Source organism: Bacillus sp. ISL-47, assembly GCF_018613175.1.
In the GTDB taxonomy this organism is placed as follows: Bacteria; Bacillota; Bacilli; order Bacillales; family Cytobacillaceae; genus Cytobacillus.
The window spans coordinates 57,706-73,494 of the sequence record NZ_JAGGQS010000006.1; the positions used below are offsets into that span (position 1 = coordinate 57,706).

At 44.0% G+C, this 15,789-nt stretch carries 11 protein-coding genes; 1 reads left to right on the top strand and 10 read right to left on the bottom strand.

The genetic code is table 11. The features are described from left to right. The first annotated feature begins 484 nt into the window (after positions 1 to 484). Positions 485 to 1,414: a polyisoprenyl-teichoic acid--peptidoglycan teichoic acid transferase TagU gene (gene tagU / locus J7I93_RS03235; RefSeq protein WP_214723251.1), complete on the top strand. Its 930-nt coding sequence runs from the start codon at positions 485 to 487 to the stop codon at positions 1,412 to 1,414. A gap of 200 nt (positions 1,415 to 1,614) precedes the next feature. Here the strand turns inward: tagU and J7I93_RS03240 are convergent, their stop codons facing one another. From J7I93_RS03240 to J7I93_RS03285, 10 genes are all read right to left on the bottom strand, one after another. Beyond that, complete coding sequence (locus J7I93_RS03240) at positions 1,615 to 5,160, bottom strand: S8 family peptidase (RefSeq protein ID WP_214723253.1); 3,546 nt, start codon at positions 5,158 to 5,160, stop codon at positions 1,615 to 1,617. Positions 5,161 to 5,379: 219 nt separating this feature from the next. Then, positions 5,380 to 5,850 carry a hypothetical protein gene (locus J7I93_RS03245; protein WP_214723255.1) on the bottom strand — a complete coding sequence of 157 codons (471 nt, stop codon included), beginning with the start codon at positions 5,848 to 5,850 and terminating at the stop codon, positions 5,380 to 5,382. Positions 5,851 to 5,985: 135 nt separating this feature from the next. After that, entirely contained in the window at positions 5,986 to 7,443 is a 1,458-nt protein-coding gene (locus J7I93_RS03250; protein WP_214723257.1) for an aldehyde dehydrogenase family protein, read from the bottom strand. A 3-nt stretch (positions 7,444 to 7,446) separates the two neighbouring features. Continuing rightward, positions 7,447 to 8,187, bottom strand: a complete 741-nt coding sequence (locus J7I93_RS03255) for an SDR family NAD(P)-dependent oxidoreductase (protein ID WP_214723259.1) — start codon at positions 8,185 to 8,187, stop codon at positions 7,447 to 7,449. 1 nt (position 8,188) lies between these two features. Next, positions 8,189 to 9,271, bottom strand: a complete 1,083-nt coding sequence (locus J7I93_RS03260; protein WP_214723261.1) for a tartrate dehydrogenase — start codon at positions 9,269 to 9,271, stop codon at positions 8,189 to 8,191. Beyond that, a complete protein-coding gene (locus J7I93_RS03265) occupies positions 9,271 to 10,647 on the bottom strand; it encodes an FAD-binding oxidoreductase (protein ID WP_214723263.1) in 1,377 nt (458 codons plus the stop codon). The genes J7I93_RS03260 and J7I93_RS03265 overlap by 1 nt, the downstream gene beginning before the upstream one ends. 12 nt (positions 10,648 to 10,659) lie before the next feature. Beyond that, the gene (locus tag J7I93_RS03270) at positions 10,660 to 11,928 is read right to left on the bottom strand and encodes a TRAP transporter large permease (RefSeq protein WP_214723265.1); all 1,269 of its coding nucleotides are present in this window, start codon (positions 11,926 to 11,928) and stop codon (positions 10,660 to 10,662) included. Further along, positions 11,928 to 12,407: a TRAP transporter small permease gene (locus J7I93_RS03275; protein WP_214723267.1), complete on the bottom strand. Its 480-nt coding sequence runs from the start codon at positions 12,405 to 12,407 to the stop codon at positions 11,928 to 11,930. The genes J7I93_RS03270 and J7I93_RS03275 overlap by 1 nt, the downstream gene beginning before the upstream one ends. Positions 12,408 to 12,483: 76 nt before the next feature. Beyond that, positions 12,484 to 13,518 carry a TRAP transporter substrate-binding protein gene (locus J7I93_RS03280; protein WP_214723269.1) on the bottom strand — a complete coding sequence of 345 codons (1,035 nt, stop codon included), beginning with the start codon at positions 13,516 to 13,518 and terminating at the stop codon, positions 12,484 to 12,486. Between the two features lie 199 nt (positions 13,519 to 13,717). Then, positions 13,718 to 15,730, bottom strand: a complete 2,013-nt coding sequence (locus tag J7I93_RS03285) for a penicillin-binding transpeptidase domain-containing protein (RefSeq protein WP_214723271.1) — start codon at positions 15,728 to 15,730, stop codon at positions 13,718 to 13,720. Between the last annotated feature and the right edge of the window lie 59 nt (positions 15,731 to 15,789).

Below are 15,789 nucleotides of genomic sequence, written 5' to 3' on the forward strand. Positions count from 1 at the left end.
GCATCCAATCCTGGACGTTGGGATTGGATGTTTTTTTATTTGCTTGACATACAACTGCTCGAAATTTCCCGAGAAATGAAGTCAAATATTGTAGAAATTTTTGTTGTTTCATTTACAAAAAATGGCGGTATACAAATAGTAATTAGTAGAATTACAAGTTTTGTAAATAGATAAATAATAATAGAAGGAGTTGTTATTCATGAAAATTAAAGCTGGAAGCTGGAGAATGCTTACCAAAAAAGATAAATTATTTATTTTAGAGCTTGTTAGTTACCGCTCTAAAAACAAACGTACTTCTTAACCGTCCTCATTTCTATCAACCCCACCCCTCTTTCACCGAAGACTCATATTCCGAAATATAACAGGCATGATTGCCTGTTTTTTATTTGCAGAATTACATTTTTTCACAATCCCCCATCTATTCAATTCTCTTTAAATTTGATAATCTATTAGTTAGGTTTATTAATCCATCGGAGGTAAAGAAATGAGAGCCGAAAAAAAAGGCAAGAAAAAAAGAGTATGGCTTAGAGTTATAGGGATGATTCTACTCCTGGCTGTGGCAGCAGCTGGAGTTTACGGTTACACCGTTTATAAATCTCTAACGGATGCAGTAGAAACGATGCACCAGCCGATTAAACGAGAGAAGTCCGAAAAGAGACCGGAACAGATTACTTTAGAAAAAAGAGATCCCTTTTCTGTCCTTATGCTCGGTGTGGACGAGCGGGAAGGTGACAAAGGACGTTCAGACACAATGATTGTTTTAACGGTTAACCCTGAAAAGAATTCGGTTAAAATGCTAAGTATACCTAGAGATACACGAACACAAATAGTTGGAAAAGGCATCGATGATAAAATTAACCACGCCTATGCTTTTGGCGGAGTAGAGATGTCTATGGCCACCGTCGAGAATTTCCTCGATATTCCAATTGATTATTATATGCAAATCAATATGGAAGGCTTCAAAGACATTGTAGACGCGGTCGGGGGTGTTACAGTAAATAATGACTTGGACTTCACTTCTGATGGTGTTCATTTTCCGAAGGAGCAGTTAACCTTAGATGGTGAAAAGGCATTAAAATACACAAGAATGAGATATGAGGATCCAAGAGGGGACTTCGGCAGGCAGCTAAGGCAGCGCCAAATTATCCAGGGAGTCATTAATAAAGGGGCAAGCTTCTCTTCATTGACTAGATTTGATGACATCTTTGAAGCCCTTGGAAAAAATATCAAAACGAATATGGCTTTTAACGAAATGGTTGATATTCAAAAGAATTACAAAGAAGCTGGAAAAAATATTGAGCAACTTGCCATCGAAGGCAGCGGCCAAACCATAAATAACATCTGGTATTTAATGGTCCCTGATGAAGAACAAAAGAGAATACAAGATGAGTTAAAAAGCCATCTGGCATTATAAATCTCTGTTACTCTCAACTGGTGATCTCCCCAGCATCCCAAAGGGAGTACCATGGCCCCCGTGGAAAGTGAAGCACTTTCGAACGGAAATCAAACAGGCCCATTTCACAGAATGACTAAAAAAGACTATAGACAAACCCGATTTTCATCGGGTTTGTCTATAGCCTGAGAAGCAGTGCAATCGCACTGCTTTTTTTCGTTTTACTTTATAGTGATTTTATAAGGATCTGTGCTGGCATTGCCCGCGGCATCCTCCACTTTTATATAATAGCTGCCTTTTTTCAGCTTTAACGGCAAGATTTCATTGTCACCTTTACCGTAGTAATCAGAGACAGCCACTTGGGTTCCTTTGGAATTATAAATGGTTACTTTTCCATCTAAATCCCTTGGCATCTGCAAAGCAACCGTAACGCTTCTGTCTTTATCAAGGTTAAGCTTGTAGATATCCTGATCGCCTTTATTAGATGTGACATTCATATAGCCCGTTGCATAAAAGCCATTTCCGTTTCGTTTTAAAGAAAGCGGCTTAGACGGGATATTATTTTTCACCTTGGAAGCACTGTCTTCATCTGTCCTGTTCGCGCCATCAATCTTAAGGATATATGGAACTAATGATGAATTTGTTCCAAAGTAATCAAAGGTTAAGATAAAGTAGCCTGATTTCTTTTTGGTCTTAAAGCCGGTTCTTTCTTCCCCGCTGTAAAAGCTGTAATCTACCATCGTGATATTGCCTTCCTCTTCCGGTTCCAGCTTCCCATTTCCATTCGTATCCTCTATTAATACCAGGACTGGGTCAATCTCAGCCCGATGCTGTGCTTTAACACCTTTGTATTTGTCAGACAATTCTCTTGGTGTGACTCTGACTCCAAACACCCCATCCTTGCCAGGCTTAAAATAATAGGTGTCCACATCTCCGGCTGTTGAATAATTGCCTGTCAGTCCTGTTGTCGAAACCTTTATGGCATTTTCTAAGGAATCATTTTTCTCATAAGGATCTGCAACATCTTTTACTTTTGTTTTTACTGTAAAGCGATAAGGTTCGAACGCTGGACGATACATTGGATCGGAAACACGGAAATAATAAGTCTCTCCTGCCTGCAGCCCGAGTGTAAAGTTACCCTCTACTGATACTGTATCGTCCGTCCAGGACCAGGTGCTGTTGGAATAGACGTATGAAAAGTCCTTGTACTCTTCATTGTACTTTAACACTTCCATCGCTGCCGGCTTGTAGCGGCCGTAACTCATATTCACTTCAAAAATGGAACTGTGCTTCGGTGTGAAGGAAAACCAGTCCTCATCCCCGAAGGTTTGCAGATACCCTTCCTTTGATTCACTTTCTTCAAACGATACAGCAGCATCCTTTAGCGTATTGATATAATCTTCATAGGTTTGCATGTATGGATCGAACATCTTTTGCTCGATCGCTTCTTTCTTGGCAATATACTCTTCTAGATCTCCTTCAACAAGCTCTTCCTCAGGACTTCCCATTCCAAGGTCCATCGGGATGCCATCTTCATCAGCAGGAAGTGATCTCGCATCAATCGTTAATTGGTATGGCTTGAAGGAAGAATAGCTTTTTTCATAATCAATTTCAAAGTCCCCAAACATGAGCATGAATTCATCAAAATATGGTTTATTTGTTACTTCAATCATATATTCCTGGCCGCCAATCGCGTTAAATGCCAGCTCCTCGCCTTTTCCTTCTCCTTTATAGGAGGCCTGATCCATCTCATGAATCATTTCTCCTTCTTCCATTTTTTCAATCATATGAAGTTTAATGGAAGGATTAATTCCCGGGACACCCGAAAGGCTGATTTTAACGGCTTTCATCCCATCCTCTTCCTGCCCTGGAACTTTAAAGCGGAAGAAATCTGAATCACCTGGGATTTCTTTCATTCCTTCATCAATAACAGCTTCTTCTGTTTGCTTGGAAGCGGCTTCTGCTTCAGGCTCTTCCATTTCTTCTTCCGGAAGATTTTCACCTGACATTAATAGTTCGTCTGTATAGTAATTAACCAATCCGGATCGATACGGCAGGGATTCAACCTCGACAGGTGCTTCCATTGAATTGCCATCTTCCAGTAAATCTGCACTCTTATGAAGTGTTAGCTTATAGGTTGATTGTCCAGCTTCTCCATACTTTCCGAAGCTATCTTTAACAGCGACAACAAGCGTACCATTCTCTTCGGCTTTAAAGAGGGTTCCCTCACCGCTGCCCTCACGTGCTCCATTTATTTCTGCCTTTTCTAGCGGTTTTTTCTCTCCATCCTTGAAAAATAGCAGTTCTAATTTCAAATCAAAATTTTCTGTTCCGTCCAGGGAAATTTGTATATACTCACCCTCAGCTAATGATGTTTTATATAGATCCGTTTGGTTCAAATTCTGCAATTTGCCTGACACTGGAATAGCCTCAAATTCGCCAAGATCCTTAGCTTTGGCAAGGATATCCGCTTCTTTAACAGACGGGTCCGCAGGAATTTTTTTCGGATCAAATGACAGCAGCTTGACCGGATCGATCATTCCATAGCCATATTTTAAATCATAGCCTTTGGCTCCTAAATCTCTGGCTGTCTTCGTTAAAATATAATTCACCTGATAAGGTGTAAGGTTTGGATATTTGGACATTAATAGGGACACTGCCCCTGCCACTACTGGAGATGCCATTGAAGTACCGCTCATTTCAACAAAGGAAGAACCCTTGTCCATATCAAAAACAGGTGCATATACCTTATGGCCAGGAGCTACTACATCTACAGATGGTCCATATGTAGAAAAGGATGCAAGCTGATTATGTTCGTCTGTTGCCCCGACACTAATCACTCCATCAAAGGAAGCAGGATAATTAAGGATATTCGCACCATCATTCCCTGCTGCTGCCACCACAATAATACCGGCATCAATTGCCTTTTGGACAGCATCTTTAAGGATTGGAGAAGGATAATAGGTTCCAAGACTCATATTAATAATTTTCACCTTTTGGCGAACGGCCTCAAGAATTCCTTCAGCAATCGTATAATCAGTAACATACCAGGAACGGTTAAAAACATCGATTGAAACAATCTCGGAATTTGGGGCTACACCATAACCGCCGATTCCATTTCCCTGTTCAGCACCGATAATTCCGGCTACATGTGTGCCATGGCTATCAGGTGCGCCTTTTTTCAATGGATTCATGGCATTTTTATTCGCTGTAATTTTGTTCTTCAACTCAGGATGTGTCGCATCTACCCCTGTATCAATGACCCCTACTTTAACTTTATATTTGCCTGCAAGTGAGTGCGCCTTTTCAAGATTTAAATTTTTAAGGTGAAACATTTCGGGAGCCTTAGGATCTGCGGTTCCCAGCCTTTTACCATAAGCACTTCTGTTAATGGAGGTCACATTGGCCAGTTTGGCATAATTCTCGGCCACCTGCATTAGCTCTTTTCCGCCCTGAACTTCAATCACATCATAGCCTAGGCTGGCAAACCTCTTAACGAGCTTTCCGCCGGCTTTCTTGTGTTCACTTTGAGATAGCGGCTTTTCATATTTTACAACAAGCTGATTCTCAGTAAATTTCTTTTCCTCGTCCTTTGTTACCTGGCTAGCCTTAAAATCTTTATTTTGCAGGTTAAATTGCTCAAGCTGCTGATAAACTCTTTGTGTGACACTCTTATCAGCTGCTGCTGCTGCCCCTGGCAAGAAAGAACTGACCGCCAGAGTGGCGGCTAATCCTGCCGCTAGACCCTTCCCCATAAAACTCTTCATGTTTTTCCTCCCTAAACAAAATTCATAGCTTAATAGAATAGATACATAGTACATGGATAATATTTCCTACTATATAGACGAATGGGAATGGAAAAAGTTTCATTTTAAGTTTATTTTACCCATTGTTTATATTTCTATCATAAATTAAATGGCCGCGATAATAAATGGAATGTTTTCTTTGAAATTTGACATATTTCTCCTTGCAGGCATTAAAAAAACTTACTTATTATAGTCCCATAATATTGTCCACTTTCCTTTTTCTTGCCCCACATATACATCCTGTTCGATATCGAAATTTCCGTACTTTCCTTTAAAGGTTTGGATAATGGTAATTTTATAGGCAGGTTTGACTACGGAATCTTTTTTGGACATTCTCCATGAATTAAGCTTTTCGGGCTCACCAAGTGTAAAGGTAAAAGTATCGACACCAAAGTGATTCATAAACACATGGGCCCTATCCTGGATGTAATGCCCCTTAGAAAATCTCTGTTTCATGCTTGAATGGAAGAGCTCCCAGGAAGATGAAAACTCCCCTTTCTGTTCAAAAGCGTAAAACTGGCCGACAGCTTCTTTTGCCTGTTTTTCTGATGAAAATAACAAGGCTTTAAGCAATAATAATAAAAGGACAATAGCTAGAGTAACTAAAATAATTTTTAAATAAGTGTTTTTTTGATTTCTTGTGTACCCCACAATACCACCTCTTTAAAAAGGTTGTTGATTTATATTATTCGGGGATATTGTGATTTATCTCTTAAAGTAAGATTCAGAGCCTGCAAAAAGGGATGCCTCCATGTAAGGAAGGCATCCCTTTTCTGCAATCAACCATCAATATTTCAACGCCACATTCTTCACCTGCGTATAATTCTTCAGTGCTTCCAATCCTTTTTCCCGTCCAAAGCCGCTGTGCTTATAGCCGCCGAATGGCTGGGTGATGCCTCCGCCTGCTCCATAGTGATTGATGAAGACCTGACCGCATTCAAGCGCATTGGCAACGCGGTGGGCCCGGCCGGCATTTTCGGTCCATACGCCTGCAACAAGTCCGTACGGTGTGCCGTTAGCGATTTCAATTGCTTCGTCTTCACTATCGAAAGTAGTCACGGTCAGAACCGGTCCGAAGATTTCCTCCTGGGCAAGATAATGGTTCGCCGGGACGTTATCAAAAATGGTCGGCTGGAGATAATAGCCTGATTCGCAGCCTTCGACAGGCTGGCGTTTTCCGCCAGTTGCCACCCTGATTCCGTCATCCTCTGCAAGCTGCAGGAAGCCCTGGATCCGCTCGAATTGCTTTTGGTTTAAAACGGGTCCAAGGTCAGGATTGTTGATTCCCTGCCCAATTCTCAGCTTTTCAAAGGATGCAGCGAGTTTCTGCACAAACTCATCCTTGATTGATTTTTCAATCACCAGGCGGGAGCCTGCAGAACATGTCTGTCCGGCATTTTGTATGATGGACTTTAACACCCACTCTAATGCTAATTCCTCATTGCAGTCAGCAAACACTACATTCGGAGATTTTCCGCCAAGCTCCAATGTTACCGGTACAATATTCTTCGCTGCTGTTTCCATGACTCTTTTTCCAGTCTCGACTGAACCGGTAAAGGTAACATGATTGACTCCAGGGTGAGCTGATAAGGCCGCTCCTGCTTCATAGCCATAGCCTGTTACCACATTGAGAATACCTTTTGGCAGTCCAAGGCTTTCCATTAGTTCAACAAGCTTCAGTGTGGATAGCGGCGTATCCTCAGCCGGCTTCAGTACTGCAGCATTGCCGGTTGCAATCGATACGGCAATGCTTCGTGCTGCGATTTGCAGCGGGTAATTCCAAGGAATGATATGTCCGACAACCCCAAGTGGTTCGCGGACAGTGTAATCGATAATGCCTCTTTCAACCGGGATTGTTTCACCCATGATTTTATCGGCCACACCAGCGTAAAATTCGAAATAGCGGGCAGCGATTTCCACATCAATTTCAGCCTGGACAAGCGGCTTGCCGACATTTAACGTTTCCAATTTAGCCAGTTCTTCTTTGTTTTCGCGGATGATATCTGCTGTTTTAAAAAGCAGTCTGCCTCGGTTATAAGCCTGCAGTGATTTCCACTCTTCCGAACGAAATGCCTTCTTTGCCGCTTTAACGGCACTGTCTACCTCAGCCTGATCCCCGCGCGGTACCAAAGCCAAAACAGAACCGTCTGCCGGGTTTTTCACTTCTATTAATTTGCCTTCGTCCGGAACCACCCATTCTCCATCAATATAGCAGCCTTGAACCTGTACGTCTGTTGCTTTCATTCTTTATATCCCCCTTCCGCCATCCACGTTCAGGACAGAGCCGGTCACAATCGCGGACTCTTTGGAACATAGATAGACAAGTGAATTGGCAATATCAATTGGCTGAATTAGCCTACCCAATGGCACACTCTTTTTAAAGACAGTATCCTTCGTTGCTTCAATATCTGCATCCTTTGAAGTGAACTGGCCAAGCATACCTGTATCGGCTGGTCCCGGATTAACGACATTAACACGAATTCCGTATTCCGCCAGTTCAATGGCCAAGGCCTGTGAAAAAGAAACAGCTGCTCCTTTTGAAGCAATATAAGCATTCAAGCCAGGGCGCGGACGCACCATAGAGATGGAAGCGATATTAACGATTACGCCCTCTCCCTGTTTTTTCATATAAGGAACCGCTTCACGGCATGTAAGAAAAAGAGATGTCGAGTTGACTGCCATTATCTTCTCCCAATCTGCCAAACTCACTTCTTCAATCGGTGTGGCTGATTGGGCGATTCCCGCAATATTAACCAGTCCGCTGATTTTTCCAAATGCTTCGCTTGCTTCAGAAAAAATCCTCGCTACGTCTTCTTCCTTTGTTAAATCACCGGCAATTGGCAGCAGGCGGTCCGTTTTTTCAGCACCATCCACATTCAAATCAACCGCTGCGACATAGGCTCCTTCCTCCAAAAACCGTTTTACCGTTTCTTTTCCCATGCCGCCCTGTGCACCGGTAACAACAAATACTTCATCCTGCAATCTCATTTTATAAACCTTCTTTCACTAGAAGTTTTTGCTGCAAAGCCTCGCTGATGGCGGATCCCATTTCACTTGTTGTAGAGGTTCCGCCCAGATCCGGGGTACGTACTTCTCCTTTGACCAGTACCTGTTCAATCGCTTCAATAATAACCGCCGACAGGTCCGCTCTTCCCAAATGCTCTAGCATAAGTGCTGCCGACCAAATCTGTGCAATCGGATTAGCAATTCCCCTTCCGGCAATGTCAGGTGCTGAACCATGGACAGGCTCGAACATCGATGGGAAATCGCCTTCCGGATTCAGATTGGCTGAAGGTGAAAGGCCAAGACCGCCTACTACAGCAGATCCCAGATCGCTTAAGATATCCCCGAATAGATTGGACGCGACTACTACATCAAAATCAGCTGGCCTTTCTACAAAATAAGCAGCAAGCGCATCAATATAATAGCTATCCATTTTAATAGACGGGTACTGCTCAGCTACTGTACGGACCACATCATCCCAGAGCTTCATCGAATGGATAATCGCGTTGGATTTAGTTGCGCTTGTAACGGATTTTTTGCCATGCTTCCTTGCGTATTCAAACGCGAATTTCGCTGCTTTGGCAGTACCGATCCGAGTAATGATGGTGTTTTGAACAGCCACTTCCTCTTCAAGGCCGGGATATAAACGGCCGCCGCTGTTGGAGTATTCTCCCTCAGCATTTTCACGGACAATCACGAAGTCAATGTCCTCTCCCTCAAAACGGGAAGATACACCCTTCAGCATTTTGACCGGTCTTAAATTAATGTACTGACGGAATTGCTTCCGGATTGGCATGATCAGCTCCCAAACGGTTACATCGTCCGGCACCCTTTTATCGCCAATCGCGCCGAATAAAATCGCATCATATTTTTTCAATGTTTCCAGCGCGTCATCCGGCATCATTTTTCCATGCTGGAGGTAGTATTCGCTGCTCCAGTCAAACGTTTCAAACTCCAGATCCAGCGTTGGATCCAACTTTTTCAAAAGCTCCAATACATTAACGGCTTCATTTACAACCTCAGGCCCGATTCCATCACCAGGCAATACAGCAATTCGATGGCTTCCCATTAACTATGCACCTCTTCCATTTCAACTATTTTTCCAGGATTTAAAATATTTTGCGGATCCAATGCTTTCTTGATCATTCTCATGACCGGCAAAGCAGTACTCCGTTCTTCCTTTAAAAATTTCATTTTTCCGATGCCGACACCATGCTCGCCGGTACAGGTTCCGCGGTGATCAATCGCGAACTTCACCATTTTTTCGTTAAAAGCATGGAAGCGTTCCATCTCATCCCGATCGTCTGTATTTAATCCAAATGCCACATGGAAATTTCCATCACCGACATGTCCAAGAATCGCACCATCAAGCTTGTATTCATCAAGGAGCTGGCGAGTATGGGCAATGGTTACGGCCAATTGGGAAATCGGCAGGCATACATCGGTCGCAACCAGCTTGCAGTTGGGCTTTCTGCCTAGTATGGCCAGGGCAGCCTGGTGGCGGGCTTCCCATAGCTGAGCCCGTTTCAGGGAATCATGTTCAAATTCGAATTTCACCGTTCCGGCATCTTCCATCAGCTCTTTGATGACCGCAATCCCCTGTTCAGTTGCTTCAGGTGTTCCGTTGTATTCCAAAAACAGAGTGGGCGCTTCATCAAAGTCAGTTCCTTTAAATTGGTTTACCGCTTGGATCGTTGCAGCATCCACAAGCTCCATTTTTCCAATATCAACACCGGACTGAAGCACAAGCTCAGCTGCCTTTCCGGCTTCCTCCACACTCTCAAAAGCTGCTTTTGCCACAACGGTTGCTTCCGGAATTCCGGCAAGCTTAAGCGTTAATTCCGTAAAAATGCCAAGTGTTCCTTCAGAACCGATCAGCAGCTCGGTCAGATTGTAGCCAGCAGATGATTTAACGGTTTGCCCGCCTGCCGCCACAACGCTTCCATCCGCCATAACTGCCTGAAGGCCGAGCACATTATGCTTCATCGTTCCGTATTTAACGGCGTTTGTTCCGCTCGCATTCGTCGCGGCCATTCCGCCAATCGTCGCGTCAGCGCCCGGATCAATCGGGAAGAACAGCCCATACTTTTTCAAATGCTTATTCAGCTGCATTCTCGTCACACCAGGCTGGACTTTTACAAGAAAATCCTCAGGATAGACTGCAGTGACTTCATTCATTAATGTGAAATCCATGCTGATTCCGCCATTGAGCGGCAGCAAATGGCCTTCAAGGCTGCTGCCCGCTCCAAATGGGACAATAGCCACCTTGTTTGCGGCTGCATATTTTACGATGGCCACAACTTCATCCTCCGTTTTCGGGAAAACAACCACATCAGGCTTCTTCCTTACGTGGTAATCCATTCCGCCTGAGTGATGCTCAAGCACCGTTTCATTGACACTGACACGTTCAGGGTCATTTAAAATCTCCAGCAAATCTTGATACATGTTCCTTCACCTCTATTTATCTAGTAAAAACAAGCTGATTGATGGCATGAAGCTTAAAATGAGTACATCGATGATCAGGACAATAATGAATGGCATGATCGCGCGAACGATATGCTCCAGCCTGATGTTGGCGATATTGGATGCTACAAACAAATTTATGCCGACTGGCGGTGTAATCATTCCAATTGCAAGGTTTACAACCATGATGACCCCAAAATGGACGAGATCCATGCCGGCTGCTGATGCGATTGGCACGAGAATTGGCGCCATGATGACGATCGCTGCTGATGTTTCCAGGAAGGTTCCGACAATCAGCAAGATGACATTAATAATGATTAAGATCATAATCGCATTTGACGTAATCCCCAGCATGCCTTCCGAAATTTGCGCCGGGATTTGCTCTCTTGTTAAGAGGAAGCCAAAGATCGACGCACAGGAAATAATGAATAAAATAACGGATGAAGTGATCGCCGAAGAAATGAAAATTTCCGGCAGGTCCTTCCATTTGATTTCCTTATAGATTAAAAGACCTACAATTAACCCATATACAACCGCAACAACAGATCCCTCTGTCGGGGTGAAAATGCCGCCGTAAATTCCGCCAAGGATGATTACAGGCATAAGAATGGCTAGAATAGCACTCTTAAACGCAGACGCCACTTCTTTTATCGAGCTCCTTTCCTCCTTGCCGTAGCCCCTTTTACGGGAGATGAAATAGGCAACAAGAATAAGAGACATTCCAACAAAAACCCCTGGGATGATACCCGCGATAAATAGATCGCCGATGGAGGCTCCTGCTATAACTCCGAATAAGATCAGCGGAACACTCGGCGGGATCATAACCCCAATCGTACCGCCGGCAGCCTGAATAGCGGTTGAAAAGCTCTTATCATAGCCGCGCTTTACCATTGCCGGTATCAGGATACTTCCTACTGCAGCAGTAGTTGCTGCTGCTGATCCGGAAATGGCTGCGAAAAACATACAGGTCACAATCGAAACCATTGCAAGGCCGCCATGAAGACTTCCAACCAGCGTACTGGAAAAAGTAATCAAGCGTTTGGATATTCCTCCAGATTCCATCAGCTTACCCGCCAAGATAAAAAATGGCACAGCCATAAGCGTGAACGAATCTGTCGACGTAAACATTTTTTGGACAATAACCATCAATGGAACATTATCCTGAACAATTAGAACAATCATGGAAGCGAGCCCAAGAGCGACTGCAACCGGAACATTAATGAGGAAAAGCATCAGCAGCAATCCGAATAATAGCCATGCCATCAGTTACTCGCCTCCTTTCCCCATTCCGAAACGGTTATGTAGAGCAGATTGATGACAAATAGAATACTTGAGATCGGAATGACTGTATACACAAGTCCCATCGGCAGCTGCAGGGCCGGCGAGGTTTGCACCATGCTTCGCTCGATAAAGACAAAGCTATTAACAATAATTTGATAGAAGAAGAACACAACTAAAAGAGTAGAAAGAACCAGCATGACTCTTCGCACCGCTTTATTTGCTTTTTCAAAAATCAGTTCGATGCTCGGATGTGCCTTAACACTCACGGCATAGCCCGCCCCCAAAAAAGTAATCCAAACAAGGAGGTAGCGTGATAACTCCTCCGTCCAGGCAAGCGGCTGATCCAGCACAAACCGGAATAGCACCTGTAAAAAGACCACAATAACCATAATGAAAAATAGAAGGATCAAGATCCATTTGATGAAAGCATTCAATGAATCTACTAATTTTTTAACCACCATAGACTTCCCCTTATGTGTAAAAAACTTGGTCTGTGCCGGCATCAAAGTCCGGCACTCGCCAAGTTTTCCTGTTTTGTTATTTTGTGTTTAAAATGGCGTCAAGTTTTTCCTTGCCGAATTGAGATTCATACTTTTCATATACAGGCTGGATCGCTTCGCGGAAAGGAGTTACATCCACTTCCTCGACGATTTCCATTCCCTGCTCTTTTAGTACCTTTAAGGATTCTTCATCAGACTTTGTAATCAGGTCGCGGATTTGGTCGCCCGCCTTTTTCGATTCTTCTTTTAAGATATCCTGATACTCTGCAGGAAGCGTATCCCATACAGATTTACTGAACATGATGACAGCCGGTGAATAGAGATGGCCAGTTAATGTCATGTGTTTTTGGTTCGCTTCATAAAGCTTGTACGTATCTGCTACAACGATTGGGTTTTCCTGCGCATCCACTACACCCTGCTGAAGAGCTGTTAACGCTTCAGTCCAGGCCATTGGCGTTGGCTTTGCTCCTAATGCATTGAAAGCATCAAGATGGATTGGATTTTCCTGAGTACGGATCTTTAAGCCTTTCAAATCTTCAGGCTTATTGATTGGCTGCTTGGCGTTCGTAATATGGCGGAAACCATTTTCACCCCATGCAAGACCAACAATGCCTACATTCTCCATGCCTTTTAAAAGCTCTTGGCCAATTTCTCCGTCCAGTACTTTGTAAGCGTGTTCTCTGGACTCAAATAAGAATGGCATGTCCACAATCCCAATTTCCGGATAGAAATTAGCAATCGGCGCTGTAGAAGAAACAGACATATCAGCCGTTCCAAGCGTAAGAGCCTCAGTCAGCTCTCTTTCCGCTCCAAGTTGGCTTAACGGAAATACTTCAATCTTTACCTTTCCGTCCGTACGCTCTTCCACATTTTTAGCAAGCTCCAATAAACCGATATGATAAGGATGGTCCTCTGTTAAAGAATGACCTGCCTTCAAGCTAAATGTTTTATCGCTATCCTTTTCACCTGAATCAGCTTCGCTGCCAGTCGAACTGGAACCGCCTCCGCCGCAAGCCGACAAAATCAGACTCAGCACCAGCATCGGCACTAACCACAAAAATCTCTTTTTCATCTCTCTAAATCCCCCTTTAATGTTTAACTTGTTAGAATATACAGGCAATTATAACACCTTTTCCGCTTTTATGCGGTAAATTTTTTGTGAATTTTTGAAATAATATAGGTACCAGGTACCACCCGAATTTTGTCGAAAAAAAAGTGCCTGCATTCTTTTCAGGAATGCAGACACTTTCTTCGTTCTTAATTACAGCTTCTTAGAAACGTCCTTTATGCTCTTCAAAGACCTTCTTTACTTTTTCTACAACCACTTTGGATCCGCCGCTGTTTTCCACGCCCTCAATCATCATCGCAATAAGGAGTTTTGGTGACTGAGGGTTATAGGCAACGAATAAACCGTTTTCCTGGCCCTTTTCGTCAGCGCTTTTCTTCAGCTCTGACGTACCGGTTTTACCTGCCAGCGGATAGTCTTTCATAAGAGCAGCTCGGCCGGTTCCGCCTGGCTCCTGAACCACCTTTGTCATTGCTGAAGCCACAGTGCTGGCTGTTTCCTCGCTCATCACGCCTTCTTTCAGCACCTGGCTCTTATCCTCACCTTCAATCAATACAGGCTTAATCATCGATCCTTTATTGATAAAAGGGGTATAAGACGCTGCCAGGTGAACAATGCTCATCTCCACTTCTCCCTGGCCGTAACCGGAGTCCGCCAGCTTTATTTCACTGTCCAGACTGCCGATTTGTGACTGCTCCAGCGGGAATGCATACGGAATCTCTTCTTCAAATGCAAATTTCTTAAGTCCTGCAGCAAACCGATCCTTCCCAAGCGCAAGAGCCTGCTTGGCAAAATAAATATTATCCGAGTACATCATCGCTTTTTCAAAATTAACCGGTCCGCCCGGATCTTTTACACGGGTGACTTTATAGCCTCCCCACCTGCTGCTCTTTTGCCATTGGAGCCCCCTTACATTAATCGTTTCATCCAAGGTTAACGTACCCTCTGTTAGTCCAATTGCTCCCGTTAGCGGCTTCATCACCGAACCTGGCGCATAGGTTTGCTTAAAGCGGGTCATAAGCGGCATGTCCTTATTTTCTTGTATCGCCTTCCACTCTTCAGCCGTAAAACCGAGTGAAGCCTGGTTCGGATCAAAGCTTGGACTGCTCACTAACGCCAGGGTGTCACCCGTTACAGGATCAATAGCCGCTGCCGTTCCCGGCTTTCCTCCCAATTCTTTAAATAAAGACTGCTGAAGATTCACATCAATCGTCAGCTGAATATTTTCGCCGTTCTCTACCGGCTTTTCAGCCAGCAATACTTCTGAACCGTCCTTCTTTTTAATGCCGATTTTGATTCCGTTCGATCCTTTTAGCCGTTCTTCCAGGACCTGCTCCAGCCCCCTTTTTCCGATACTATCAGTGCTTGAATAGCCTTTTCCCTCGCGCTCTTTAAGCTCTTCAGCTGTAATTTGCCCCACATAGCCAATCAGGTGGGCGGCCGATTCGCCAAAAGGATAAATCCTGCCCTTTGCATCCTGCTTTAACACTCCTTTTAAGGCAAAAACCTTATCAAGCGTTTCGCGATCTTCAGGGGAAACCTTCTTAATCGGCACAAAATAACTTGGCTGCACCCAGCTTGCATTCAAATTTTTATTAATCTGTTCCTCTGAAATCCCAAGCGCTTCGGACAACCCTTTGATGGTCTGTTCCTTCTGGTCCCCCATTTGCTCTGGAACCACACCGATTTCATAAAGTGTTCCATTTAGGGCTAGTGGGTCTCCGGTACGGTCCACAATATCACCGCGCTGTGCCGGAATGGTAGAATAACTAATCTTATCCTCCGCCCCCAGCTCCGGAAAAATATAGGTCGTATCCCAGGCTACAAACCAATTTTCCTCGTCCTCCACTTCCTCCTTCACAAGCTTGGCATCATGGGTAAAATCAATCTTCCCGGCAGCACTGTCCATGCTAGCCGAAAAAGGAAAGCTGGCGCTCTCTTCCTTCTTATATTCATTTTCCATATCAGGCTCATATGTAACCTTCAAATTGTCTATCTCCAAATCCTTATAAACCTTTTCATAGCGGCCTGCAAAATCCTCTTTGCTGATCGACTGCTTCGCATCCTCTGAAAGGAATTCATACATCTCTTTGAACTCCCGCTGATTCCAATGCTCCACATACTGTGCAAAGCGATCCTGCGGCTTAACCTCCTTATTGCACCCGCTCAAAGCGGCCAAAACCAGGGCAGCAAAAACAACAAACAAACTCCTTCTCATACAACACCCTCCCTTCCAACAGTTTACCATTTAATTCAAGAATTTACCTAGTACCAGGT

Coding starts and splice junctions, on each gene's coding strand:
- tagU (WP_214723251.1), top strand. CDS start 485: ATGAGAGCCGAAAAAAAAGGCAAGAAAAAAAGAGTATGGCTTAGAGTT.
- J7I93_RS03240 (WP_214723253.1), bottom strand. CDS start 5,160: ATGAAGAGTTTTATGGGGAAGGGTCTAGCGGCAGGATTAGCCGCCACT.
- J7I93_RS03250 (WP_214723257.1), bottom strand. CDS start 7,443: ATGAAAGCAACAGACGTACAGGTTCAAGGCTGCTATATTGATGGAGAA.
- J7I93_RS03255 (WP_214723259.1), bottom strand. CDS start 8,187: ATGAGATTGCAGGATGAAGTATTTGTTGTTACCGGTGCACAGGGCGGC.
- J7I93_RS03260 (WP_214723261.1), bottom strand. CDS start 9,271: ATGGGAAGCCATCGAATTGCTGTATTGCCTGGTGATGGAATCGGGCCT.
- J7I93_RS03265 (WP_214723263.1), bottom strand. CDS start 10,647: ATGTATCAAGATTTGCTGGAGATTTTAAATGACCCTGAACGTGTCAGT.
- J7I93_RS03270 (WP_214723265.1), bottom strand. CDS start 11,928: ATGGCATGGCTATTATTCGGATTGCTGCTGATGCTTTTCCTCATTAAT.
- J7I93_RS03275 (WP_214723267.1), bottom strand. CDS start 12,407: ATGGTGGTTAAAAAATTAGTAGATTCATTGAATGCTTTCATCAAATGG.
- J7I93_RS03280 (WP_214723269.1), bottom strand. CDS start 13,518: ATGAAAAAGAGATTTTTGTGGTTAGTGCCGATGCTGGTGCTGAGTCTG.
- J7I93_RS03285 (WP_214723271.1), bottom strand. CDS start 15,730: ATGAGAAGGAGTTTGTTTGTTGTTTTTGCTGCCCTGGTTTTGGCCGCT.